The 23,040-nt window shown below is 66.3% G+C and carries 16 protein-coding genes; 12 read left to right on the forward strand and 4 right to left on the reverse strand.

The genetic code is table 11. The annotated features are described in order from the left end of the window. Positions 1–1,230 precede the first annotated feature (1,230 nt). Complete coding sequence (locus QX124_RS28865) at positions 1,231–2,793, reverse strand: AMP-binding protein (protein WP_315798966.1); 1,563 nt, start codon at positions 2,791–2,793, stop codon at positions 1,231–1,233. 155 nt (positions 2,794–2,948) lie between these two features. Between QX124_RS28865 and QX124_RS28870 the strand changes: the two genes are divergently transcribed. From QX124_RS28870 to QX124_RS28890, 5 genes are all read left to right on the forward strand, one after another. Then, positions 2,949–3,578 (forward strand): hypothetical protein, encoded by a 630-nt coding sequence (locus QX124_RS28870; RefSeq protein WP_315798967.1) that lies wholly within the window; start codon positions 2,949–2,951, stop codon positions 3,576–3,578. 56 nt (positions 3,579–3,634) lie between these two features. Then, complete coding sequence (locus QX124_RS28875; RefSeq protein ID WP_315736146.1) at positions 3,635–4,606, forward strand: nitronate monooxygenase; 972 nt, start codon at positions 3,635–3,637, stop codon at positions 4,604–4,606. 84 nt (positions 4,607–4,690) lie between these two features. Then, on the forward strand, positions 4,691–4,957 hold the full coding sequence (locus QX124_RS28880; RefSeq protein ID WP_315772726.1) for a hypothetical protein: 267 nt from the start codon (positions 4,691–4,693) through the stop codon (positions 4,955–4,957). 180 nt (positions 4,958–5,137) lie between these two features. Then, the gene (locus QX124_RS28885; protein WP_315737021.1) at positions 5,138–5,758 is read left to right on the forward strand and encodes a hypothetical protein; all 621 of its coding nucleotides are present in this window, start codon (positions 5,138–5,140) and stop codon (positions 5,756–5,758) included. A 19-nt stretch (positions 5,759–5,777) separates the two neighbouring features. Next, positions 5,778–6,107, forward strand: coding sequence for a hypothetical protein (locus QX124_RS28890; protein ID WP_315798968.1), 330 nt, complete (start codon positions 5,778–5,780; stop codon positions 6,105–6,107). A gap of 66 nt (positions 6,108–6,173) precedes the next feature. Here the strand turns inward: QX124_RS28890 and QX124_RS28895 are convergent, their stop codons facing one another. Next, positions 6,174–7,022 carry an SDR family oxidoreductase gene (locus tag QX124_RS28895; RefSeq protein WP_315798969.1) on the reverse strand — a complete coding sequence of 283 codons (849 nt, stop codon included), beginning with the start codon at positions 7,020–7,022 and terminating at the stop codon, positions 6,174–6,176. 190 nt (positions 7,023–7,212) lie between these two features. On the opposite strand from QX124_RS28895, the gene QX124_RS28900 reads away from it, so the two are divergent. The 4 genes from QX124_RS28900 (at position 7,213) to QX124_RS28915 (ending at position 11,718) form a co-directional block, all read left to right on the forward strand. Continuing rightward, positions 7,213–9,252: an NAD(+) synthase gene (locus QX124_RS28900; RefSeq protein WP_315798970.1), complete on the forward strand. Its 2,040-nt coding sequence runs from the start codon at positions 7,213–7,215 to the stop codon at positions 9,250–9,252. Between the two features lie 94 nt (positions 9,253–9,346). Next, positions 9,347–10,036 (forward strand): substrate-binding domain-containing protein, encoded by a 690-nt coding sequence (locus QX124_RS28905; RefSeq protein ID WP_315798971.1) that lies wholly within the window; start codon positions 9,347–9,349, stop codon positions 10,034–10,036. A gap of 100 nt (positions 10,037–10,136) precedes the next feature. Then, positions 10,137–11,369: an MFS transporter gene (locus QX124_RS28910; RefSeq protein WP_315782971.1), complete on the forward strand. Its 1,233-nt coding sequence runs from the start codon at positions 10,137–10,139 to the stop codon at positions 11,367–11,369. A gap of 127 nt (positions 11,370–11,496) precedes the next feature. Beyond that, on the forward strand, positions 11,497–11,718 hold the full coding sequence (locus QX124_RS28915) for a hypothetical protein (protein ID WP_315716269.1): 222 nt from the start codon (positions 11,497–11,499) through the stop codon (positions 11,716–11,718). A 169-nt stretch (positions 11,719–11,887) separates the two neighbouring features. Here QX124_RS28915 and QX124_RS28920 read toward each other — a convergent pair whose 3' ends face one another. Continuing rightward, positions 11,888–12,130: a hypothetical protein gene (locus QX124_RS28920; protein WP_315736152.1), complete on the reverse strand. Its 243-nt coding sequence runs from the start codon at positions 12,128–12,130 to the stop codon at positions 11,888–11,890. A gap of 858 nt (positions 12,131–12,988) precedes the next feature. Next, entirely contained in the window at positions 12,989–13,273 is a 285-nt protein-coding gene (locus tag QX124_RS28925; RefSeq protein ID WP_315736153.1) for a hypothetical protein, read from the reverse strand. A 384-nt stretch (positions 13,274–13,657) separates the two neighbouring features. Here QX124_RS28925 and QX124_RS28930 point away from each other — a divergent pair, with 384 nt between their 5' ends. Genes QX124_RS28930 through QX124_RS28940 form a run of 3 tightly spaced genes read left to right on the forward strand, consistent with a single transcriptional unit; the run spans position 13,658 to position 23,021 of the window. Next, positions 13,658–16,174, forward strand: coding sequence for a M64 family metallopeptidase (locus QX124_RS28930; protein ID WP_315798972.1), 2,517 nt, complete (start codon positions 13,658–13,660; stop codon positions 16,172–16,174). Then, positions 16,167–19,673: a DUF6603 domain-containing protein gene (locus tag QX124_RS28935; RefSeq protein ID WP_315798973.1), complete on the forward strand. Its 3,507-nt coding sequence runs from the start codon at positions 16,167–16,169 to the stop codon at positions 19,671–19,673. The genes QX124_RS28930 and QX124_RS28935 overlap by 8 nt, the downstream gene beginning before the upstream one ends. A 51-nt stretch (positions 19,674–19,724) precedes the next feature. Then, positions 19,725–23,021 (forward strand): hypothetical protein, encoded by a 3,297-nt coding sequence (locus tag QX124_RS28940; protein WP_315798974.1) that lies wholly within the window; start codon positions 19,725–19,727, stop codon positions 23,019–23,021. Positions 23,022–23,040 lie beyond the last annotated feature (19 nt).

The raw sequence follows: 23,040 nt of genomic DNA on the forward strand, positions 1-23,040 counted from the left end.
GAAGGCCTGGATCGCTTCGTCGTTTCGGGGGCTCGCGACGGCGGTGTGCCGGTCGCCGACAACCTTTCGCAACGATGGCCGATGCATCCGGGCTCGCCACGTCCTGTGGTCTCGGTCCTGGGTCGCGCGAACGCGCCGATGCCTGCACATCGTCCGGCTTCGCTTGTTCGGCACGACAGCGGGTCGGAGTGCAGACCGGCTTTACGTTGGGCCCTCTGTTGCGCGTCGCGTGGGATTCGTTGTGCCGCAGCGAGGTTGATTTGGCCGACGAGCAGGCTTGCTTCCCCATCGATACCTTCCGGCGCAGGTCGGGCGTCCGCAGCGGCGCGCGCAAAGACGAAATTCGCTCGCGCGATCAAGCTGATTTGGGCTGTCCAGATGCGGAGCGAAAAATATTCGACTTTTCATTTTCCGAAATCAATGGTCTCTTCTCCGCATCCCGCTTCATTGACGAGGGGCGCTTCGCGAACGTCACGATGCGTTGGGGTGGGATGCGGTGGCCGCGATGGGGCGCAGCATGCTTTGGGCATGCCGACGTACGCCACGTCGCGGACGGTGAAGTCGCAGGGTCCTGGCCTCCCGACGCTGAGGTCCGCGCAACGCGTGAAACGCGTTGTCGCCACGGTGGCAAACAAGCCGGTCACCGAGGAGACTGCGTATAAATCGTAAAGCCATCGCGCAGGGAAGGCCGGGTCTATCCGGCCGAACCTGTGGTTCTGCCGCGTGCTTTTTTGCTGCACGCGGACCGCAGGCCTCGGTCGAGGCCTGGCCTTCCCTGCACCCTCCGTGAGTTGGAGGGGAACGACACCAGCAAGACTCGGACGCAGATGCGCCGCGAGGCAGCAATGTCATGTCTGCAATGGGGGCAACGCATTCAGTGTTGTTTGGATACAGCGGATCGCGTGGCGAGTATCGCGCCACACAGAGGCTGTCGTCCCGGCGAACGCCGGGACCCATAATCACAGGACGATGGTCGAGGCACGCGGGTCGCGACGTCAGCGCTTACGACGCTGCCCTGGGGTTATGGATCCCGGGTCGCGCTTCGCTTGCCCGGGACGACAGCGGAGCGCGGCGGCTACGGGCGAGAGCTTCCATCGGCATTGCAAAGCCGCGAGTCTGGATTGCCGTCGTTGCGAGCGGAGCGAAGCAATCCAGGGCCTCATCCGCGGCCCTGGAAGGCGCAAGAGCGCCTCGCAATGACGGTGGCGATCGAGGGAGCTGATGATGCCGCTACCCCACCATCCGCCCGCGGCCCTCCCAGAACCGTGCGCGCAGCACCTTCTTGTCGACCTTGCCGACGCCGGTCATCGGCAGCTCCTTGACGAACGAGATGCTCTTGGGCGCATGGGCCGAGCCCTTGCGCGCCTTCACGAGCTCGATGAGCTCGGCAGCGTCGATCTGCGCGCCGGCGCGCGGCACCACGATCGCGGTGACGGCCTCGCCCCATTTGTCGTCGGGCACGCCCACCACCGCGCACATCGCGACGTCGGCGTGCTGCGTCAGCACGTCCTCGATCTCGCGCGGGAAGATGTTGAAGCCGCCGGAGACGATCATGTCCTTCTTGCGGTCGAGAATGTACACGTAGCCGCGCTCGTCGCGGCGGGCGATGTCGCCGGTGTGCAGCCAGCCGTTCTTCAACGTCTCCGCCGTGGTGTCCGGCCGCTTCCAATACTCCGCCATCACATGCGGCGCGCGCACGCAGATCTCGCCCGCTTCGCCCTGCGCGACCTCCCGATCGTCGTCGTCGAGGATCTTGACCTCGCAGGCCGCGATCGGGAAGCCGCAGGACAGGAACAGCTCCGGCTGCTTCGGATCATGATCGGCCTTGCGCAGCACCGAGACGGGATAGCATTCGGTCTGGCCGTAGAGCTGCGAGAACACCGGGCCGATGCGCTCGATGCCCTCGACGAGCCGCGTCGGCGACATCGCCGAGGCGCCGTACAGCACGAGCTCGAGCGAGGAGAGATCGGTCCTAGCCAACGCGGGATGATCGAGCAGCACGTAGATCATCGTCGGCACGAACAGCGTGAAGTCGATGCGCTCGCGGGCGATCGTCGCCAGTACGGCCTCGGGATCGAATCCCTTCAGCATGTGCACGGTGCCGCCGCGCATCAGGGTCGGCAGCACCTTGGTGCCGGCGACATGGCTGATCGGCGCCACCGTCAGGTAGCGCGCACGCTCCGGAATCTCGAAATCGGCGAGGATCGCGGTGGCGAAGCCGCCATACTCGCGGTGATGGCGCAGCGCGCCCTTCGACTTTCCGGTGGTGCCGCCGGTGTAGTTCAGGGTCGCGATGTCGTCGGGCGTGGCGAAATTGCGTGCGGTGGCGTGGCCGGCCTGCTCGATTGCGGCGAGCAGGTCAACGCCATAGCCGGCCTGCCCCAGCGTGAACACGTGACGGAGGCCGTCGGCGCGCGCGGCGAGCTCGCCGCCGCGGTCGCGGAACGCTGCCGCATCGATCACCAGCACCTGCGATTCCGAATCCGACAGTTGGAACAGCTGGTCCTCCAGCGATCCGAGCGGATGCAGCCAGGTGATGGCGAGCCGCGACAGCTGTGCCGCCGTGCCGGCGCACCAGGTATCGGCGCGGTTCGCGGTGAGCAACGCGACACGTGTTCCCGGCGAAAGGCCGAGGCGCATGAACACGCCTTGCATGCGCCCGATCAGGTCGATCGCGCCCTGATACGACAGCGATCCGCCGGGCCAGCTGAAAGCGGTGCGCGAGGGGTGACGCGACAGGGTGAGCAGGGTCTGCTCGCAGACGACTGGAAACGTGTGAAGCTGATGGCTCATGGAACGTCCTCCCGGGAGGCCGCGATCGTTGTGGCGTCGCATGGCTTGTTGCCGACGCTATCAGAAAGTGCCTCGCGCTCAAGGCGCGCTCTGCCGTTCCCGGAACATCGCAGCGCGCCCCGCGTTGCCCGGCCGAAGAATTAAGGAGCAAGGCCATGCGCACCTCGACAGCCTTTTTTGCAGGAGCCGGAACGGTCGCCATAGCCGTCGCGGCCGGTCTCGGCGGTGGGCTCATTCTGGCCGAGGGCATGCATCCGCGATCGCCGGTGATGGAATCGACCAAGCTCGAGCGCTCCGGACCGGACGCGCCGTCGCCAAGTCCGACCGCCACCGCGTATCTTGCGGCGACGCAGGCGGCTGCGACGACGCCGATCAAGGTGTCGCCTGCAGCAGCCGAGACGGCGCCTGCGACGTCGGCCTCGGCCAGTCCCGCGCCGTCGCAGCAGGCGGCTGCGCCGGACGCGAACGCTGCGTCCGCGGCTTCTGCGGTGGCGGCCACCACCCCGGCCACCACGTCCGACGAAGCCCAGGCCAAGCTCCAGGAGAAGGCCGCAGAAAAAGTTCAGGACGCGGACCTGAAGGCGCGCGGGGCCGAGCGCAAGCGCGTCGCCGAGCAGCGCCGCGCCGACCGGCACCGGCAATATGTCGAGCGCCGGCGCCAGCGCCGCGAGCAGGATCTGCGCGCCGTCGAGCAGGCGGTGCGCGAGGATACGACGCCCCGCGCCTATGCGGCGCAGCCGGTCGGCATGGAGGGGCCGCGCTTCAGCTTCTTCGGCAACGATTGATCGCATGCGGCTGCGTCGTTATCCCTGAGCCGAACAGAGATCAGGGAGGAAGCGCCGTGCGGGAGACTCGATGGGCCGGGCTGCGGACGCGGCTGCGCCTGCCGCTGATCGCAGCGCCGATGTTTCTGGTGTCGGGAATCGAGCTGGTGAGCGCGGCCTGCGCCAACGGCGTGATCGGCGCGTTCCCGACAGTCAATTGCCGCACCCCCGACGAGCTCGACGCCTGGCTGTTCCGGATTGCGGATCGGCTTGCGCGCAGCAGCGATACCAGCGGGGCGGCGACTGCGCCGGTCTGCCCGAATCTGATCGTGCATCACTCCAACGCGCGGCTGAAGGACGATCTCGCGGTGCTATTGCGGCACCGGCCGGAGATCGTGATCACATCGGTCGGCTCGCCGGCGAAGGTCGTTGCGCCCTTGCATGATGCGGGCGCGCTGGTGTTGGCCGACGTCGCCTCGATCCGTCATGCCGAGCGCGCGGTGGAAGCCGGCGCCGATGGGCTGGTGCTGCTCACGGCCGGCGCGGGTGGCCAGACCGGCTGGCTCAACCCGTTCGCCTTCGTGCGCGCGGTCAGGGCGTTCTTCGCCGGGCCGATCGTGCTCGCGGGCGGCATCAGCGACGGCGTGGCCTTGCGGGCGGCCGAAGTGCTCGGCTGCGATCTCGCTTATATGGGCACGAAGTTCATCGCCACGCGCGAAAGCATGGCCGATGATCGCTACAAGGCGATGCTGGTGGCAAGCTCGGCCGATGACGTGCTGCTCACCTCGGCCTTCACGGGCCTGCCGACCAGCATGCTGCGGCCGTCGATCGTCGCGGCCGGGCTCGATCCCGAAGCGTTGCCGGCGCGCGGCGCGATCGAGATCGGCAGCGACATCGACATCGCCGCGCGCGAGGCGCGGCCGAAACGCTGGCGCGACATCTGGAGCGCGGGGCACGCGACCTCGGGGGTCACCGACATCCCGTCGGTCGCCGTGCTGGTCGCGCGCACGGCTGATGAGTACGGCGGCGCGGGTGGCCTCCGATCATGAGAGAAAACGTGATGTGTGTCCTTAAGGCACCATTAACCATCGGGTCCCACAATCCGCGGAGCTTGAACTTGGCGGAATCGTGCGATGGGCATCGGGCTACGGCAGGACAAGGAGCGGGCGACGCTCGAGGAGATCCGGATCCGCGTCGGGCATGCTTTGCAGCGGCATCCGCTGTGCCGCAACGTCCAGTTCGACATCATGAGCGTTCCCCGCACCGCTCGCGGCGGGAACTGGACCATCAGCCTGCATTCGGTGGAACCGGCGGCGCTTTGGGAGGCCTCCGACATCGTCGCCGACATCCAGGCCGCGTACGACCTGCCGATGCCGGCCGAGCTGTCTTCGGCGGCGTAAAAAAATATCCGTCATGTTCACAGGGCAGAATGGTGGCCTCTGTGTTTCTGTGGCATCGTAAAGCCTTAATTAACTCCCACTTTTCGGCAAGCTGCGGCTTTCCGCCGGGATACGGAGAATTGCGTGACGAAGTCGATCGCTTTTGTCGCTGTGCTGGGCGTGCTGATCGCAGGCGCGGCCGTGACAAGCGTCCTGATGCGGGACAGCGTGCCTTCGGCCGGTGCGATGATGCCGCCTGTGGTGGCGAAGAGCCCAATCTCCAACCGTGAAGCCAAGGGCGACCGCCTGGCGATGGTCACACTTGCGGCTCCCGAGGTGCAGCAGCCGAGTGCCCCGTCGAAGGCGACGCTGCGCCAGGCCTTTGCCTATGCGCCGTCCGAGCCGGAAATGGCGAAAGCGTCGGCCGTCGTCGCTGCCGAGCCGGTGGTGCCGAAGTCCAAGATTCTCGCCAGGAGCGAGCCGGCCCCGGCGCCGCTGAAGCCGGAGGTGCAGAAGGCCTATTCGTTGCTGTCGGACGGCCAGATCGCGGGCATCAAGGAGCGGCTGCGGCTGTCGTCGAGCCAGGAATATTATTGGCCGGCGGTCGAGACGGCGCTGCGCGCCGTCGCCCGCAAGATCCACGCCGGCCGCCAGGGCGCGGCGAAGCCGGGCGCGGTGGCGATCGATCCGGATTCGGATGAGGTGCAACAGCTGAAGTCGGCCGCGATGCCGCTGCTGTGGCAGCTGCGCGAGGACCAGAAGGACGAAGTGCGGCGGCTTGCGCGCACCATCGGCCTCGACAAGGTCGCAGCCGCGATCTGATCGGGGCGATCCACCCGGGTTGAACATCAAGATGGCCGCCCATTGCGCGGCCTTCTTGCTTCCTGGCGGTATTTTTTACCTCGCCGGCGGATTTGCCTCCGGATGCCCGCCGCTCTCGGCACCGGCTCCGGTCAGCGACGACGCGGGCGCGGCCGTCGCCCTCGAGCGCCACCGCCGCGATCTCGCGGTTGTGTCGCGAGCGCAGGAAGGCCAGGAACGCGCCGGCGGCAATGATGATCGCGGCCGCGAGCGTGAAGAACATCAGCCAGCTGATGGGTTGATCGCCTTGCACGTCGAACATCCGTCGTGTGAGGGGCACACGACGTGCAGTCGCGTCAAACCCGCATGACAATCTCTGTTCGTGGCAATCGCGAGCGCGGCGGAAGGTTTCGCCGGTGTCCCAGAAAATCTCGCGTCAGCGCCCTTCGCCCGCGGCCCACAGCGCGTCGAGCCCGGCACGATATGTCGGGTAGGCAAAGACGACGCCGAGCTCCTGCTTGGCGCGGACGTTCCGGATGCGGCGGTTGCTGGCATAGAAGCTCCGCGCCATCGGCGACAGCTCGGCGCGGTCGAACGGCAGCTCGGGCGGCGGCGCGATGCCCATCAGCGCGGCGGCGTAGGCGATGACATCCTGCGGCGGCGCCGGCTCGTCGTCGACAATGTTCCAGGCGCCGCCTTGCCGGCGCTCGATCGCGCCCATGATCGCGCGGCCCGCATCATCGACATGGATGCGGTTGAACACCTGTCCCGGCTTGACGATGCGCCGCGCCCGCCCGGCCCGCAGCTCGACCAGCGCATTGCGGCCCGGCCCGTAGATGCCGCCGAGCCGGAGCACCGCGAGCCGGTCGCCGATCCGCGCGCGCCAGTCCGCCTCGACGCGGACCCGGGCCTGCACCCGGTCGTGCTCAGGCGCCAGCGGCGTGTCCTCGTCGATCCAGCCGCCCTGATGGTCGCCATAGACGCCGACAGTCGAGAGATAGACTACGCGGCGCGCGCGCCCTGCCGTGATAGCGTCGCCGAACGTGGCCAGCACCGGGTCGTCGCCGGCTCCCGGAGGCACCGAGATCAGCACGACGTCGGCGCCCGCGGCTTTCGCCAGCGTCGCGGCCGGCGCCGTGCCGTCGAACAGGTCGATGTCATCAGGCGCCAGCTGCGCGCGCTTGTCGGCGCCGCGCACCGTGCCGCCGACGCGCGCGAACGCGCCGCGGTGCAGTTCGACGAAGCGCTGCGCGGTGTAGCCGAAGCCGATGACGAAGAGGTTCATGGATGCCGTTCACCCGGATGGCGCGAAGAAGCGAGCCTCGAGTTACCCGGCACCGGGTGGCCCGCGCAATTCAAATGACGCGTGCGGAGGTCACAGCCTGCGCCCCTGGCGGTGCTGGCCTGCCGCCCTTGTTATGGCTCCCGTCATGGTCCATGTCGTATGATCAGGTGACAGGAGATGGACTGCCACGATGAATTTCCATTCGATCTACCGGCACGGTTTTGCCCGCGTCGCCGCCTGCGTCACCGCCTCCAGCGTCGCCAACCCCACCGCCAACGCGGCGGCGATCCTGGCGGCGGCGCGCGCCTGCCATGACCAGGGGGCGGCGGTCGCGGTGTTTCCGGAGCTCTGCCTGTCCGGCTACGCGATCGAGGACCTGGTCAAGCAGGATCCGCTGCTCGACGCCGTCCAGCGCGGCCTGCTCACCTTGGTCGAAGCCTCGCACGACCTGATGCCGGTCATGATCGTCGGCGCGCCGCTGCGCTTTGCGCATCGCGTCTACAATTGCGCCGTCGTGATCCATCGCGGCGAGGTACTCGGCGTCATCCCGAAGAGCTACCTGCCAACCTATCGCGAGTTCTACGAGGGCCGTCACTTCGCCTCCGGCGCCGGCATCCGCGGCGAGATGATCGAGGTCGCCGAGACCATGGCGCCATTCGGCACGGATCTGCTGTTCGCCGCCGCTGACGTCGCCGGGCTCGTCATCGGCGTCGAGATCTGCGAGGACATGTGGATCCCGGTGACGCCGGCGTCCGAGTTGGCGCTCGCCGGCGCCACCGTGCTCGCCAATCTCTCGGGCAGCCCGATCACGGTCGGCCGCGCCGAGTCGCGCTCGCTGCTCTGTCGTTCCACGTCGGCGCGCTGCCTCGCCGCCTACATCTACGCGGCGGCCGGTGTGGGCGAATCCACCACGGATCTCGCCTGGGACGGCCAGACCTCGATCTTCGAGAACGGCATGCTGCTGGCCGAGAGCGAGCGCTTCCGCCAGATCGGCCAGACCATCTTCGCCGACGTCGATCTCGATCTGCTGCGCCAGGAGCGGGCGCTGATGGGCACGTTCGACGACAATGCGCGCGCGCAACGCGCCGGCGTGCACTACCGCCGTATCGGCTTCGAGCTGCAGCCGACCCTCGATGACATCGGCTTCATGCGCAGCATCGAGCGCTTTCCGTTCGTGCCGAGTGATCCCGCGAGGCTCGATCAGGACTGCTACGAGGCCTACAACATCCAGGTCGCCGGCCTGACGCAGCGGCTGCGCGCCACCGGCACCAAGCGCATCGTGATCGGCGTCTCCGGCGGGCTCGATTCCACGCATGCGCTGATCGTCGCGGCGAAGGCGATCGACCTGCTCGGCCTTCCCCGCACCAACATCCTGGCCTATACGATGCCCGGCTTCGCCACGGGCGCGCAGAGCAAGTCCTACGCGCATGCGCTGATGTCGTCGCTTCAAGTCAGCGCCGCCGAACTCGACATCCGCCCCGCCGCGACGCAGATGCTGAAGGACATCGGCCATCCCTTCGGCCGCGGCGAACAGGTCTACGACGTCACCTTCGAGAACGTGCAGGCGGGCCTGCGCACCGACTACCTGTTCCGCCTCGCCAATGATCGGGGCGGCCTCGTGCTCGGCACCGGCGATCTCTCCGAGCTCGCGCTGGGCTGGTGCACCTATGGCGTCGGCGATCAGATGGCGCACTACAATGTCAATGCCGGCGTGCCGAAGACCTTGATCCAGCATCTCATCCGCTGGGTGATCGCCTCGCATCAGTTCTCCGCCGAAGTGGACCGCACGCTCGAGGCGGTGCTTTCAGCGGAGATCTCGCCGGAGCTGGTGCCGGTGAAGGAGGGCGAGACGCCGCAGAGCACGCAGGCCGCGATCGGCCCCTATGAGCTGCAGGACTTCAATTTGTTCTACACGCTGCGCTACGGCATGCGCCCGTCGAAGATCGCCTTCATGGCGCATCACGCCTGGAAGAATGTCGGCGACGGCGCCTGGCCGCCGCATTTCCCTGCCGACAAGCGCCACGCCTACACGCTCGGCGAGATCAGGAAGTGGCTGGAGGTGTTCCTCAAGCGCTTCTTCGCCTTCAGCCAGTTCAAGCGCTCGGCAATGCCGAACGGCCCGAAAGTGGTCGCCGGCGGCGCCCTGTCGCCGCGCGGCGACTGGCGCGCGCCGTCGGACGGCAACGCCACCGCGTGGCTGGAGGATCTGGAGCGCAACGTGCCGAAGTGACGACCATCTTGCTCGGCCGCCGCGCTTGCCATATCCGAGACGTGCGCGTCCGCCTTTGCGGCGTCGTCATCGACATCGTTGAACGGAGCAGATCATGAGCGTGACCGCCGCCGGCATTTCCTCGATGGCGACGAGGCAGATCCTCGCCGAGCTCGCGGCCGCCTATGAGGAGGCGACCGGCGAGGTGATCACGATCGAATCCGTCGGCGGCGTCGATGCCGCCAAGCGCATCCGCGCCGGCGAAGCGTTCGATTTCGCGGTGCTCGCCTCGGATGCGCTGCAGAAGCTCGAGGCCGACGGCCATCTCGTGCCCGGCAGCATCATCGAGATCGCGGAATCGCCGATGGCGATGGCGGTGCGCGCGGGCGCCGTGAAGCCTGATCCGTTGGACGAGGCCGCCGTGCGCAAGGCGATGGAGAATGCCAGGGCGATCGGCATCTCCACGGGCCCGAGCGGAACGCACGTGCAGAAGCTCGCTCGCGACTGGGGCCTGGAAGGCGAGGGCGCGTCGCGCCTGGTGCAGGCCAAGCCGGGCATTCCGGTTGCAAAACTGCTCGCCGATGGCGAGGTCGATGTCGGCTTCCAGCAGCTCAGCGAAATGCTCGGCGCCCCCGGCATCGACATCGTCGGCCTGCTGCCGGATGCGCTGCAGCCGGGCACGGTGTTCGCCGCCGCGCTGTGCAAGGCCGGCGCGCACACCGACGCGGCGCGGGCCTTCATCGAATATCTGGTCTCCGAGGAGACCGCCGAGACCAAGCGCCAGCACGGCATGACGCCGGTGTGAGGCGCCGGCTCCACAGCCCGCGAAAAAATCCGATCGCCGCGTGTCGTCTCGGCCCTGTCCCGATCGTCTTCCAACCGAACAATCGGGAAGGAGACGGCGGATGAGCACATCGTACTATCGCTGGGTGATCGTGGCGGCCGGGGGCGTGCTCGGCTGCGTCGCCGTCGGCGGCCTGTTCTCGCTGCCGGTGTTCCTCAAGCCGATGGCCGCCGAGACCGGGTGGTCGGTCGCGGGGATCTCCACCGCGATGACGATCGGCTTCCTGGCGATGGCCGTCACCAGCATGGGCTGGGGCACGCTGTCCGACCGCATCGGCCCGCGTCCCGTGCTGCTGATCGGATCGATCCTGCTCGCCGTCAGCCTGCTGCTGGCAAGCCTGACATCCTCGCTGCTGGCGTTCCAACTGCTGTTCGGCCTGATCGCAGGCATCGCGACGGCGGCGATCTTTCCGCCGGTCATGGCGACCGTCACCGGCTGGTTCGACACTCATCGCAGCCTCGCGGTGTCGCTGGTCTCGGCCGGCATGGGCGTGGCGCCGATGACGATGTCGCCGCTCGCGGCCTGGCTCGTCTCCAGCTACGACTGGCGGACCGCGATGCAGTGCATCGCCGCGATCGTGGCCGCCATCATGATTCCCACGTCGCTGCTCGTGGGCCGTCCGCCATCGTCCGCGCCCGGCGACGCCGTCGCGTCGGGTCCCGCCGCCGGGCCGGCCGAGATGACGCGATCGGCGGCGCTGCGCTCGCCGCAGTTCCTGATCCTGCTCGCCACCAACTTCTTCTGCTGCGCCACGCATTCCGGCCCCATCATCCACACCGTGAGCTACGCCGTCACCTGCGGCATCCCGCTGATGGCGGCGGTGACGATCTACAGCATCGAGGGGCTCGCCGGGCTCGGCGGCCGCATCGCCTTCGGCCTGCTCGGCGACCGCTTCGGCGCCAAGCGGGTACTCGTTCTCGGCCTGCTCGCGCAGGCGTTCGGCGCGCTCGCCTACGTGGTCGTGCGCGACCTCGCCGCGTTCTATGCGGTCGCGGCGACCTTCGGCTTCCTCTATGCCGGCACCATGCCGCTCTACGCCGCGATCGCGCGTGACAATTTTCCGCAAGGCATCATGGGCACGGTGATCGGCGGCACGGCGATGGCCGGCAGCCTCGGCATGGCGACCGGCCCGCTGGCCGGCGGCCTGATCTACGACAGCTTTGCGAGCTACACTTGGCTCTATGTCGGCTCGTGGGTGATGGGCCTCGGCGCTGTCATGATGATGATGACCTTCCGGCCGTTTCCCAAGCCGACGTCGCAGCCTGGCGCCGTGCCCATGCAAGCGCCGGCCTGACGCTGCTGCATCGCACCTTCACGCGCGCCGTCGGAATCGAACAACAACGCTTGATCCCCCGGCAGGAACTGTGATGTCGCAGCCGGGTTGGGCGAGCGTGGAGTTCAACCGGATAGAGATCGGATCCATGAAGAAGACCCAACTCGCCATTGCCACCCTCGTCGCCGCTACCCTCGCCGCCGTCCCGCTCGCCGCGCAAGCGAAGCACCACAAGAAGCACAACGCCGCGACGTCGACCACCTCGTCGCAGACCACCGGCAGCAACATGAAGTCCGGCCGCGATTCCACCTCGTCGAGCCAGGGCAATGTCGGCCCGGGCACGAACCAGGCGGGAAGCATGGGGAAGTAGGACGGATTCGTCCGTCGGATTCAGCGTCGGAGTGCCCGGTGCCCGGGCTTTCCGACGCGCGATGGCGCTCCGCGCAGCGGGACAGCACGAAACCACGGGAGCGAACAAACGTTGCGACCACCAATCGGCCTCGCCAATCGGGCGAGGGATCCCGATCAGCAAAACCCGATCACTTCGAGGCTTCCTTGATCTTGTGATCCAAATGCCCGGTGCCGTGATCCCGGCGCAACTGGCTCAGCGACGTCTCGTTGAGCTGCAGCAGCACGTCACTGAGCTTCGTCGAATCCGGGTAGCCGGCCGCAAACGACTTCCCATAGATCTTGCGCAACGTGGCGACCAACGTATTGCCGTGCTTCCTGCTGATCTCGCCATCCTTGTCCCGATGACGGCCGTCGAGTCCCGGTTCCTTCATGCGTCTCTCCCCATGATGCGACTTGCGCGCTTGGGGAGGAGCCTGCGCTCAATTCGCCCGATTGGCAACGCTGCAGCGCGAAGAAGCGAGAGTGAACAGTATTCTTGGATGCCTTCGCTCTGCATCTATCATCCTCTGTCAGGCGGTGGCGGTGTTAACTATTCCGTCCGCGGTTCGCTCAGCTACCCTACAGGTGGGCTAGGCGCGGCAGTCGTGGTCATGGCAGCGGATGCTGGTCTTCTCGGTGACGTGCTCGGAGCTGGCGAATAGTAAGGATAGAAATTCTGCTCGATGGTCCGCTGCAGGTACTTGTAGCGCGTCTTGTTTGAAAGGCCGGTTTCATCCCTGTTGCGTGAGTAGAATTTGCAGTTTTGGGATGTCGCCCAGTCGGCAAGGTTCCGGGTAGCCGCGGCGAAATCTCGTTCATTGATCTCGATGCCACGCATAAAATGATCCCATCATCTTTCCAAGCCGGATCTTTCGATCGGGTTTGGGCGCATCGCTGACCCGTATCCCGCGATCGCCGAACGTGATATCGAAGATGTATTCCGCTTGTCCCGTCGGCGTCCTCCAGCATGATGGATAGGCGAGGCCGTTTCCATTTCGGCGCATTAGATTGAGCACGTCGAGGTGATACCTCTCCCGTTCAGCTTCCGCCGCTGCAAGTTTTTGGGCAACTTCAGATAGCGGCTTGATCTGGCTCCGCTGCGGATCTTTGCCTAAGGGCTGAGAACATCGACCGCACGCTTCAGAACGGCCGGCGGATCATTAGGACCGATTTCCGACGCCTGCGCGGTGGAAAACGAGTGGAGTGTCTGCGCGCTGTCGAGGCCGAGTGACTTAAACAGCTCAGATTGCTCAGCCCGCTTGGCTGCCTCCCCCTTTGAGGGCTGTCTTTTCCGCTTCCAAGTCTGGGAGCCGTTCGAAACGCTCAACGAGCTGCCGCACGCCGGTGATATCGACCGCGCCACCTACATACAGTACTTGCTGAAGCGGCTTCAGCTGCTCTTCAGCCGCATTAGCTCTGTCCTGCCAAATCTTGAGTTCGGATGTAAGCGTGAGCAGGAGCAGGATCTCCGCCAAAGTTAGCGCGAGAATGAGGCCCCGGCGCTGTTCGCGTTCACGGATGGGAGACGCGGTCAATCGCAGTGCGACTCAAGACGCTTGACGGCGTAAGAAAACGGATCACGCCATAGATCCCGTACCTCGCGGGGACAGCTACAAGCCCAGCGCCCTCCAATGGCTTCTTGGCGATCGGAAACCACTGAGCGTTCGTGTCTATCCGATGAACGAGGACAACGAGATGCTCCACGCCGCCGGCTTTTGCATCACGGCTTTTGCATCACGATTGGCCTCAGCGATAGAGAGCTCCACTCGGCAAACGACAATTGAAGAAGGATGTCGAAACAGTATCACGTTGAGGTTGTATTGAGAAGGCTTGGGTGTAAAATCTTTACGATGCCAGATTTCCGATGGGAGCGACGGGCTTCCCAATAGTTCTACTGGCTGAGAGAGGGTTGTGCCGGCATGCCTCTCATTGTCTACCCGCATTGCGACATGCACGTCGCGCTGAAGAAGCCCGCGACCAAAGCGCTGCCGTTCCGCGTGTTCGACCAGGATCTGCCGAACGGGTCGACGACCTACACGCTGACCGACGTCACCGCGGATTGCAATTTTCGGATCCTGGCGCCGTACAACCCGGTCGGCTCCCGGCTGACCAGCTTCGTGACGATCGATCCTGCGGCGCGCACCATCACCGGCGACGACGTCGGCATCAATCTCGTGGTGATCGAATATGGACCCGGTTACGTCGTCGCGCGTATCCAGGTGCACGACGATGTGCTCGGCTGGTGGTTCGGCAACTCCTCGATCACCACGGCGCTGCATCCGACGGTCGCCCACAGCCAGCCGACGCTGTGCGCGCTGTTCAGCGACGATCCGACCGGGACCGATCTCGTCGGCGACATCACCGGACACGGCTTCGTCACGCTCAGCTCGGCCAGCCCCGGCACCTTCGTGGTGGCAAATACGAACAATGAGGGACGGTTGAGGGGCGTGAGCGAGGGGGCGGCCCAGCTCAACGGCAGCTTCCTCGGCGTCAACCAGAGCCTGCCGGTGAAAGTGGTCGACTACGCCAAGACTCGCGACAACATCTCGACGGTGCGCGCCGGTGACCTCGCCAATGCCGCCGAGATGCACAACATCCTGTTCCTCGCCGAAGGCTTTCGCGCGTCCGAGAAGGACAAGTTCGACAAGATCGTGCAGGAAGCGGCGGACGGTCTGTTCTCGCAGAAGCGCCACGAGCCCTACGGCACGCTCGCGGGCAGCTTCAACGTATTCAAGGCCTTCCAGGCATCGGAAGAGCAGGCGGTGACCTGCGGCTGGCGCGTCAACGACGAGGAGACCTCGGAGCTCGGCAGGGGCGGACCGATTCCGTGGAACTACAGCGTTTCGGACGACAAGAGCATCTACGAGGTCGACGAGCTCGTGGCCCGCGTCGGCCTGCCGCTCCGCAACGAGACTGCGACGCCGGCGCAATTGAAGGCGCGTTGGGCGGGCCAGTCGCTGTCCAACTACGACGCGGCGAAGGTCAACGACACCCTGATCGAAGCGTGGAGGAAGCAGAAATCGCTCGGCATCCTGGAGGCACGTGACACCTTCTACGGCCTGATGCTCGGCTCCCGCTGGGGCGACCAATCGGCGAAGTCCGGCGCCGCTTTGACGATGCCGGCGGCGGATGCGGCGGGCGATGCCAACCTCGCGCCCCTGATCGCCCGCGCCTATCAGTTCTTCAAGCCGGCCAGCGCCACCCGGCACCTTGCCCCGGATCCGCGCCGGCACCCGCCGGAACTCGCTAGGAACGGCCGCGCGAACGTTGCGGCGCCGATCATGGCCTACCTGTCCGGACTGCGGCTCGGGTCGTCGCCGCACACCGCGCTGGGCGCCGAGTGGATACCGGACGGCACCTTCAAGCGCAGCCGCGGCCTGATCGCCATGATCACCAACGAGGACATGATCGGCGGCACCAATTTCAACCAGTCGACCGTGACCGCCAATTCGCTGCAGAGCCTGAAGACGCTCGACTTCGAATATCCGGCGACCAACACGGCGACGAAGAAAGTGATGCGGCGCAAGCCCGCCAGCGACATCGACGCCGACCTCACCGATATCATCGACACGGTTGCGCACGAATTCGGCCATTCCTTCAATCTCGGCGACGAATACGAAACGAGCGCCGAAGACAATGCGACCGCTTCGAGCGAGCACGACAACATCGTCGCGCTCGCCGGCATCTTTCAGGATCCGAACTACGCCGCCAATCACTCCCGTCTGGTCGATCCGTTCAAGGTGAAATGGTTCGAACTTCTCAGGGTCCAGCTTTCGGCCAAGCTGACCCAGGCTTCGACCCAGCAGGGTGGCTCGATCGAGGTCAGGATCGACCCGCGCCAGATCCCGCGCTGGGTGCAGGCGAAGGCGGCCGGCCGCCAGGCGTTTCTCCGCCGCATCCAGATCACGGCGATCGGCCGGCAACTGCCGCTCACGTTCACCGATTCCGATTACCTCGTCAGACTCGACATCGGCGACATCGACCAGAACCTCGGCTCGATCCGGCTCGGCGGGCTGGAATTGCCGCCGGCGCCGTTTCCCGTGTTTCCGAAAGGCTCGCTGCTGTTCGTGCCGCGCCGCGACGATGCGGACGCGCTGGTCTATGTGGTGGAAAAGAAGGTGCGCGACTTCATCGCAGGCAACCATCTGCCGCTCAACAAGGATCCCGACTTCGCTCATGTGAACGACGAGGGCGACGACCCGAAGGACATCCCGAACTTCAAGCCGCCATGCAAGGCGCAGCGGCTGGTCGGCCTGTACGAAGGCGCATACAACTTCACCGGGTTGGTCTATCGTCCGGCCGGCGACTGCAAGATGCGGAACAACAGCGGCACTTTTTGCCATGTCTGCAAATGGCTGATCACCAACCGCGTCGATCCCGCGCTGCACGACGTCGTCGACCGCGAATTCTATCCGGAGGCCAAGAAAAATGGCTGAACCGGGCGCCCTCGAAACGATCGTCGCCGAGATCGGCAAGCTGCTGCTGCCGCTGCGGGCGGCGGTGGAGTCGCCGGCCGCGTTCCAGGGCCTGCTGCTCAAGCTGGGCTGGGATTCCGACGTGATTCCGAAGCCGATCGCCGATCTCGCGGTCGACTTGCAGCTGCTGTTCGATCGGCTCCAGGCGCTGGTCGGCGGCGGGCTGTCGCTCGACGGCGAAGTGGCGTCCGACGGCGAGACGACGGTCGTGTCCGGATCGCTCGAAGACGCCTTCAAGACCATCGAGGCGATCGCCGGCGTCGTGCAGGCGATCGACGACCTCGTCTCGGCGCCCGGCGGCGCATTTCCGGCGACGCTGAACGCCGATAATTTCAAGGGCGAGTTTCCGGGACAGCTCGTCGGCTATCTCTTCATCACCTATCTGCGCAACCATCATCCGGGCATCGGTTTCGCGCTGCAGGCGCTCGGCGTCATCCGCACCCGCTACACCGCGCCCGCCGGCAACCGCCCGGACTACATCGACTACAAGTTCAGTTTCCCGGACCTGCCGAAGATCGTCTCCGACCCGGTGACGCTGTTCGAGAACGCCTTCGGCTGGGGCACCGACAGCTTCGACTTCTCCAGCTTCGCGCGGCAGATCGACAGCCTCGCGGCCGGGCTCGGGCTCGATGTCCGGATGGTGGAGGTGCCGGATCGGGTCGCGCTCGCGCTCGAAGGCGGCCCCCCGACCGGGCGCGCCGCCGTGCGCAAACGGCTGCGCTTGGTGTTCTTCGAGCGGGCGCGCGACGCGGGACGGCTATCGGCCGAGCTCGGACTGTTCCCGCTGCCGAAGTCCGGGAGCAAGAAGCCGGGCTTCGCGCTGCTGCCGTCTTTCAGCGGGCTGCTGTCGGTGCGGATGCAGCTCGGTCCGACGATCGCGGTGACGATCTCGAGCGACCTCGATCTCACCGGCGGTGTCGGCCTGATGGTGCGGCCGGGCAGCGGCATCGACATGGTGATCGGCTTCGCAGGCAGCGGCGCGCCGACGTCGGCCAAGGGCACCGCGCGCGTCGAAGTGGAATACTCCGCCGCCTCCGGCAGCCCGACCATCGTTCTCGGCACCGGCGAGGGCACGCGGCTCGAATACCAATCGGTGAGCGGTGCCGGCGGTTTCACGCTGGTGGCAGGCAAGGACGTCGAGGTGTTCGCCGAGGCGGACCTCAAGGGCCTCGCTTTCGTCCTCGACGCGTCCGGCTCGGACGGCTTCATCTCGACCATCCTGTCGGGTATCTCGACGCGGTTCGAGTTCGATCTCGGCCTCGGCGTCGCCTATCCGCGCGGCGTGTATTTCCGCGGCACCTCGCATCTCGAGATCCAGATCCCAGCGCATATCGACCTCGGTCCGATCCAGGTGCAGGGACTGACGCTCGCGGTGACACCGTCGGGTGACGGCCTCCCGATCGATATCGGCGCGACGCTGAAGGCGGCGCTCGGTCCGCTGGTCGCGGTGGTGGAAAACATCGGGCTGCGGACCGATCTCGCTTTTCCGGGGAGCGGCGGCAATCTCGGCCCGATCGATCTATCCTTCGGGTTCAAGCCACCGAACGGCGTCGGGCTGTCGATCGATGCCGGGGCGGTGAAGGGCGGCGGCTATCTCTTCATCGATCCGGACCGCGGCGAATATGCCGGCGCGCTGGAACTGAAGATCCTCGACTTCCTCTCGGTGACGGCAATCGGCGTCATCACCACCAAGATGCCGGACGGGTCAAAGGGCTTTTCCTTCATCGCCATCATCACGGTCGAGTTCAATCCCGGATTGCAGCTCGGTTTCGGCTTCACCCTGCTGGGAGTCGGCGGACTGGTCGGGCTCAACCGCTCGATGGACCTCGACGCGCTAGTCAACGGCGTGCGCGCCGGCTCGCTGGACTCGGTGCTGTTCCCGCACGACGTCGTCGCCAACGCGCACCGGATCATCTCCGACCTCCGCACCTTCTTCCCGCCAGAGCAGGGGACCTTCCTCATCGGCCCGATGGCGAAGTTCGGCTGGGGCACGCCGACGCTGATCAGCCTGTCGCTCGGGATCATCATCGAGATTCCCGGCAACATCGCCATCATCGGCAAGCTGACGGTGGCGATCCCGGACGAGCGGCTGCCGCTCATCATCATCCAGGTCGCCTTCATGGGCGCGATCGAATTCGACAAGAAGCGCGGCTGGTTCTTCGCCATCCTGTACGAATCCCGCGTAATCTTCATGCCGCTCGACGGCGGCATGGGCGTGCTCGCGTCGTTCGGCGGCGACGCCACTTTCATCGTCTCCGTCGGCGGCTTCCACCCGGCCTACAATCCACCGGCGCTGCCGTTCCCGCCGATCCCCCGGATCGCGATCAACATCCTCAACACGCCAGTGGCCCGCATCCGGGTCGACGCCTATTTCGCGGTGACGTCGAACACCGTGCAGTTCGGCGCCCATGCGGAGCTGTATTTCGGCGTCTCGATCGCCAACATCGAGGGCCATCTCGCCTTCGACGCGCTGTTCCAGTTCTCGCCGTTCTATTTCATCATCACGATCTCTGCCTCGCTGTCGGTGAAGCTGTTCGGCGCGGGGCTGTTCAGTATCCGCTTCCGCGGCTCGCTCGAAGGCACATCGCCCTGGCACGTCGAGGGCACCGGGAGCATCTCGCTGCTGTTCTGGGACGTCGACGTCGACTTCTCCCACACCTGGGGCGACAAGGAGGACACCAGCCTTCCGCCGGTCTCCGTGCTGCCCCTGCTGGCGGCGGAATACTCGAAGGCGGAGAACTGGACTGCCGCGCTGCAGAACAGCAGCAGGCTGTTGGTGACGCTCAAGACCGTGGACGCGGGCTCCGACCTTGTCCTGCATCCGGTCGGTTCGCTCAAGATCACCCAGCGTGCGATCCCGCTCGGCATCACCCTCGACAAGATCGGCGCGCAGCGCCCGGACGACGCCAATTACTTCTCGGTCGCGACCGCGACGTCGGGCATCGAGAAGCGCGCCACCATTCGGGAGTCGTTCGCGATCGCCCAGTTCAAGGACCTCAAGGACGGCGAGAAGCTCAGCGCGTCCGACTACGAGGCCGAGGAGGCGGGGCTGGAGCTGTCGGTCACTGGCAACCAGGCAAAGACCAGCTATGTCACCAAGCGCATCGCCCGCTACGAAGAGATCATCGTCGACAACAATTTCAAGCGGGCACGCCGGCGCTTCGTCACGCTCATCTCCGGGCTGTTCACGCACTTCCTGGCCAACAACGCCGTGGCGCGGTCGGAGATCTCGGCGAAGTCACGCGATCTGAAGCACGCATTCGACGACAAGATCGCGGTCGATCAGGCGTCCTATGTGGTGGTGAGCCTGGCCGACAATTCGCCGATCGCCGGCGCGCCTGTGTCGTTCCAATCGCGCGCCAGCGCCGGCGAATTCATGGCGGCGGAGACGCGGCGCAATCCGAATTTCGCCAGCGAGGCCCATATCGTGCGCCCGCACGAGATGAAGCGCGCGGCGTAGCGGAGGCACGATGATGGCGGGCGATCCGGCGAGGCGGCGGGGAGGGACGGGATGAGCGATACGATCGGCACCTATTCCTTCCTGCCCTGGCTGCGGCTCGGCGTGGCGAACAACATCACGGCGGCCGACAACGACAACTCGGTGTCGCTGCGCGCGACGATCAAGGTCGACTTGTCGCTGGCCGGGCGGCCGGTCCAGGGCGACACGGATCTGACGGCGACGATTTCGCGCGACGTCGCGCTCTATGGTCCCGGCGACATTGTCGGCATCGATCCGAAGGCGGTGGTGAAGGTGGAGCCGCGCGACTGGATCACCAATTTCGAGCCGAACTACCTGCCCTTCGTTGAGTTCTACGACGAGGATTTTCCGTGGCGCTACACGCCAGCGGCGCCGGACGAGTCGCGCCACCGGCTGCGCCCGTGGCTCGCACTGCTGGTACTCAAGGTGGAGGAGTTCAAGGAAGTCGCGGTGTCGTCGGCGCGGCCGCTGCCGGCGATCGACGTGACGGGCGATCCGGCCTCGGTATTTCCGCCCGCCGACCAGCTTTGGGCCTGGGCGCACGTCCACGTCAACCGCGACCTGATCCAGCAGGACGGCGTGGTGGAATCGACCAATGCCGACCAGGCGAGGGCACGGCTAGAGAGCCTGCTGGCCAGCAATCCGGACTACGCCTATTCGCGCGTCCTGTCGCCGCGTCAGTTGGAGCCGAATACGTCCTACCATGCATTCGTGGTGCCGACCTTCGAGAGCGGCCGTCTCGCCGGCCTAGGAATCGCGCCCGCGGCGAATCCCGCATTCTTCGCCACCCTGTCGGCCTGGGCGGACTATACCGACCGGCCGTCCCCGACGCTGCATCCGGTGTACAAGCGGTGGTACTTCAAGACCGGGACGGTGGGCGATTTCGAGTACCTCGTCCGCCTGTTGAAGCCGCGTCCGCCGGACTCGCGGCTCGGCCGCCGCGACATGGACACGCAGACGCCCGGCTCCGGGATGCCGCCCATCGCGGTCGCCGGGCTCCACGGGGTGCTGCGGCTCGGCGGCGCGCTCAAGGTGCCGGACGAGGCGCTGACCGGCGCGCAGGAGGCGGAGGCTGCGGCCTACGAGGGCTGGGATGAACCCTACGCGCACGAATTCGAGAAGGCGCTGGCGGGCTTCGTCAACCTGACCGACGACTATGCCCGCGAAGGCGCGCCCGACCCAGTGATCACGCCGCCGCTGTACGGCCGCTGGCACGCGCTCACCGAGCGGCTGCTTGAGGAGGCGGACGGCAGCGACGCGCCGCAGCCGCGCAACTGGGTGCACGAGCTCAATCTGGACCCGCGGTTTCGCGTTCCCGCCGCGTTCGGCACCGCGGTCGTGCAGAAGAACCAGGAGGCCTATATGGACGCCGCCTGGGACCAGGTCGGCGACATCCTTGCGGCGAACCGGCGGATCAGGCTGGCGCAATTCGCCAAGGCCGCGGCCGCGATCTGGCATGCGCGCCATCTCGGGCCGCTGAAGGATCTCAGTGCGGAACGCGGGCTGACGATGATGGCGCCGGTGCAGCGCCGGGTGATCGCCGACGGCTTCACGCTGCGCCATCGGCTCAAGGAAAGCACGGTGCCCCGCGCGGCGCTGTCTGCGCCGTTCCGGCGCGCGGTCCGGCCGCGCGACCACATCGCGGCGACGCTCGGCTTCGACTCGCCGAAAGGCGCCGAAGAGCTGCTGGAGAAGATCAATCGCGGCGAGGTCAGCGCGGCGCCGCCGCGGGTCACCCCGGAAGCCTTGCCGGCGGTGGAGGATGTCGCCGCGCAGCTTCAGCCGAAGTCGCTGCCCGCGGAGCTGACCGACTGGCTCGCCAAGCACCGCTGGGCGAAGTGGGTATTACTGGTCGTTCTGCTGCTGCTCGCCGTGCTGCTGCTGGCCGTCGCCATTCCGCTCGCGATCATGGTCGCGGCAGCGGCGCTGGCGCTGTTCCGATGGCTGGTGCGGCTGGAGAAGCAGGCCGGCATCGCGACCGGCGTGTTGCCGCAAGGGGCTTCGCCCGACGTCATCGACGCGCTGCCGGGCTTTCCGTCTTTCACCATCCGCGATCCCGATCCCGCCGCGCCTGAGCCGGTCGGCGGCGCTTCGTCCGCCGACAGTCCGGAGGCGGCGCGCTTCAAACTAGCCCTCAAGGACCTCAACCGGCTGCTCACGGTCAGCGCCGATCTCGGCAAGCCGCCGTTGCGCAAGCCGATCGACATCGCCGCGCTCGGAGCGTCGACCTTCGCTGCGATTGATCCCGACAAGACGGTGCCCGCCTTCACCTTCTCCTCGATCGCCATTCCGCCGCGAGTGCTGGCCATCAACGGGATCGCGACGCTGCTGCAGCCGGAAGTGTTCAAGCCTGTGATGGCATATCCGGAAATCGACCTGCCGATGTACAAGCCGCTTCTCGGCCTGTCCGACGAGCACTTCCTGCCGAACATCGACAAGATTCCGCAGAACACGATCACGCTGCTCGAGACCAATCAGCGTTTCATCGAGGCCTACATGGTTGGCCTCAACCACGAATTCGCCCGCGAGCTGTTGTGGCGCGAATATCCCACCGACCAGCGCGGCAGCTGCTTCCGCCAGTTCTGGGACCCGAGCGGCGTGATCGACCGGGAAGGCCTGTCGAAGGACGAACTGCGCGAAAAGCTCCGCGATATTCCGCCGCTCCACACCTGGTCGCTGTTCTCCAAGCTCGGCGATCACGACCATCGCGAGAAGCCGGGTGAGAACGAGGAGGAAGTCGTCCTCGTCATCCGCGGCGAGCTGCTGAAGAAATATCCCACCGCGGTGATCTACGCCCAGAAGGCGCGCTGGCAGCGCGACGACGGCGGCGCGATCAATCCCCGCGTCGAGCGGGTGCTGGAGACCGACGGTCCGGTGGAAGACCGCCTGCGCACACCGCTCTACGAAGCCAAGGTCGATCCCGACATCACCTTCATTGGCTTCGACCTGACCTCGAAGGAGGCAAAGGGAGGCACCGGCCGCGGCAATTCGACGGCGCCGGGCTGGTTCTTCGTCATCAAGGAGCGGCCCGGCGAGCCGCGCTTCGGCCTTGATATTTCTCGCGACGGGCCGCTCAACGTCTGGAACGACCTCGCCTGGCCTGACGTGCTGTCCGACGCCGACAAGGGCTTTCTGCAGATCAGGCCGGGCGGGCCGACGCTCACCCTGGACGATCCGGTGGCGCCGGAGCTGCAGGAGAAGAAACAACAGTACGACGAGGACAAGGCGCTACGCTGGCATCCGGACAGCAACTCCGCGGAGCTCGCCTACATCCTCTACCAGGTTCCCGTGCTGGTCGCGGTGCACGGCAGCGAGATGCTGCCGAACTGATCGCGCAGCGGACACGACA

Origin of the sequence: Bradyrhizobium sp. SZCCHNRI3043 (genome assembly GCF_032377735.1) — a bacterium.
GTDB lineage: Bacteria > Pseudomonadota > Alphaproteobacteria > Rhizobiales > Xanthobacteraceae > Bradyrhizobium.